At 62.0% G+C, this 2,555-nt stretch carries 5 protein-coding genes; 4 read left to right on the forward strand and 1 reads right to left on the reverse strand.

Annotation, left to right across the window (positions count from 1 at the left end; genetic code table 11):
- The coding region (locus AACR77_RS09300; RefSeq protein ID WP_042880986.1) for a LysR family transcriptional regulator at nt 1-470 on the reverse strand (470 nt) is incomplete at its 3' end.
- Between the two features lie 168 nt (nt 471-638).
- On the opposite strand from AACR77_RS09300, the gene AACR77_RS09305 reads away from it, so the two are divergent.
- The 4 genes from AACR77_RS09305 to AACR77_RS09320 form a co-directional block, all read left to right on the forward strand.
- Entirely contained in the window at nt 639-1,025 is a 387-nt protein-coding gene (locus tag AACR77_RS09305; protein ID WP_042880987.1) for a DUF6404 family protein, read from the forward strand.
- 26 nt (nt 1,026-1,051) lie between these two features.
- Complete coding sequence (locus AACR77_RS09310) at nt 1,052-1,417, forward strand: VOC family protein (RefSeq protein WP_042880989.1); 366 nt, start codon at nt 1,052-1,054, stop codon at nt 1,415-1,417.
- 153 nt (nt 1,418-1,570) lie between these two features.
- Nucleotides 1,571-1,861: a putative quinol monooxygenase gene (locus AACR77_RS09315; protein ID WP_042880991.1), complete on the forward strand. Its 291-nt coding sequence runs from the start codon at nt 1,571-1,573 to the stop codon at nt 1,859-1,861.
- Nucleotides 1,862-1,951: 90 nt separating this feature from the next.
- The coding region (locus tag AACR77_RS09320) for an aldo/keto reductase (protein WP_042880993.1) at nt 1,952-2,555 on the forward strand (604 nt) is incomplete at its 3' end.

Consider the following 2,555-nt stretch of genomic DNA (forward strand, 5'->3'; position numbering starts at 1 on the left):
AGGGCCCGCAGGGAGGAGTCCGTCAGCTCGCCGATGCGAATGGCCATGTCCACCCGCCGCTCCATCAGGTTGATGAAGCCCTCGGAGCTGTGCAGTTGCAGCTCGATGGCGGGGTAGCGGCGGCGAAACTCGCCGATGATGGGCACCAATCTATGCAGGATGAAGGGGGTGGCGGCGTCCACCCGCAAAATGCCCTCCGGCTGCTCCCGGCGCATCAGCAGCAACCCTTCCGCCTCACTCATCTCGGTCAGGATCTTCACCGCCCGCTGATAGAACCAGCTCCCCTCCTCGGTCAGGCTGACCCGCCTCGTGGTGCGGTTGAGGAGCACGGTGGCGAGCTTCTCTTCGAGGCGCTTGATGCCGCGGCTCACCACGGAATTATCCATGCCGAGATTCTCCGCCGCCTGGCGAAAGCTGCCCGCCTCCACCACCGCCACAAACAGGGTCAATTCATCGGAATGGGTCTTCATTGTTGTCATCCTGGCAAGAGTAATGGGCCTTTATAGGTGCAATGGCCGGGAGTTAGCAAGACAGGCGTCGCTTCGTATCGTGACGCACCACCTGTTTTATCTGCGCCCTTGCCAGTACAATGCCGCCAACCGGCACCGTATGGCGCCACACCATGACAGGGACGATCCATGACATTCGACAACAGGCTGGCCGCCGCCCATCGGGAGCTGGCCGAGAAGGGCGTGCAAACGCTCAACTACAACCCGCCGATCATCTGGCTGCTGCGAAAGGCGGGGTTCACCATCAGGCCGCCCCACTACGAACGCTTTCTGATCAACGTTCTTGCCCTGGGACTCCCCATCGGCGCTATCTGGGGGGTGTTGATGTGGTGCCTCGGCTGGCAAGATGAGGTGAGCCTGGGGTTTGCCCTGCGCCAGAGCCTGCTGTTTGGCATCGGGCTCGGTCTGCTGATGGGGACCTGGTTCTGGTTTCGGCGCAAGCAGCTCAAGCTGACCCCCTGGGACGCCTTGCCCCACTCCACGATCCGCACGCAAAAGCGCTGGCAACCGAAATAACCACCGATATCGACAAGGAAACCCTTATGACCAGGGCCCATGAAAAACTGAACTATGTGGAATTTGCGGCCAGGGATCTTGCCGCCACCAAAGCCTTCTTCACCGCCGCCTTTGGCTGGCAGTTTGCCGACTACGGCCCCGATTATTGCGCCTTCGAAGGGGAAGGGCTGGATGGCGGCTTCTACCGCACCGAACTGTGCAGCCAGAGTGCTCAGGGCGGGGCGCTCCTGGTGTTCTACAGCGCCGATATCGAGGCGACCCAGAGCAAGGTAGCCGGCGCAGGGGGCACCATAGTGCGCCCGCTGTTTGACTTCCCCGGTGGCCGCCGCTTTCACTTTGTCGAGCCCAGCGGCAATGAATTTGCGGTCTGGTCCGAACCGGCCAGCGCTTGATAATACTCCGCCCTCCCCTGGCCCACCTGCACCACGACCAGCCATGGGGAGGCCACATTGCTGCACTCACCTCAATAGTGTTTTGCGACTGCTGCCCTGTATCCCCCAGTCTGGGGCGGGCATACTGACTCCCGTCTTAACGAGGAGGTTCAGATGCCATCCCCCCTGATCGTGATTGCCCAGCTTGACGCCAAACCCGAATTCGCCGCCCAGTTTCGCGCCGCCCTCGAGCTGCTGATCGCCGCTACCCTGCAAGAGCCGGGGTGCCTTTGCTACCAGTTGCACCAGAGCCTGGAGAGCCTCCACAGCTGGATGCTGTACGAGGAGTGGGAGAGTGAAGCAGCCCTCAGCGCCCACCAGCAGCAGCCCCATTTTCTCGCCTTCGTGGCCGACACCCAGGAGTGGTTTGCCAGCAGCCTGGTGCGCCGCTATCACAGGGTCTGAGGCTGCCGGCGCCCTCCCCGCCGGATCTGCACCGCAGGCCCGGCAAACAGACAAAGCATTGAGCGTAGAAACAATAACTTGAGGAATTTGATGATGAAGATGCCCAACCTGGGTCTTGGAACCTTCCGCCTGAAAGATCAGCCCCTTCGCGACTCCCTGCTCCAGGGGCTGGAACTTGGCTACCGCCATATCGATACCGCCCAGATCTATGACAACGAGGCCGAAGTCGGCCAGTTGATGAGCGAGAGTGGCGTGCCCCGCCAGGAGATCTACCTGACCACCAAGGTGTGGACCAGCGAGTTCGGCCCGGGCAAGCTGATCCCGAGCCTGGAGGTGAGCCTGGAAAAACTGGGCACCGACTATCTGGATCTGGCGCTCATTCACTGGCCCTCCCCCAAGGATGAGGTGCCGATGGCGGTCTATCTGGAGCAGCTGGCCGAGGCCAAAGCCCGGGGCCTGACCCGCGAGATCGGGGTCTCCAACTTCACCGTGGCCCAGCTTAAAGAAGCTATCGAGGTTCTGGGGCCGGGCGTCATCGCCCATCAGCAGGTAGAGATCCACCCGCTGCTGCAAAACCGCAAGGTGGTGGAATTCTGCCAGGCCCACGGTATCGCCATCACCGCCTACATGCCGCTCGCCTATGGCAAGGTGCTCGCCGAGCCGCTGCTGATGGAGATCGGCCAGCGCCACGGCG

The sequence above is a fragment of the Aeromonas sp. ZOR0002 genome (assembly GCF_963866995.1).
GTDB classification, from domain to species: Bacteria; Pseudomonadota; Gammaproteobacteria; order Enterobacterales; family Aeromonadaceae; genus Aeromonas; species Aeromonas caviae.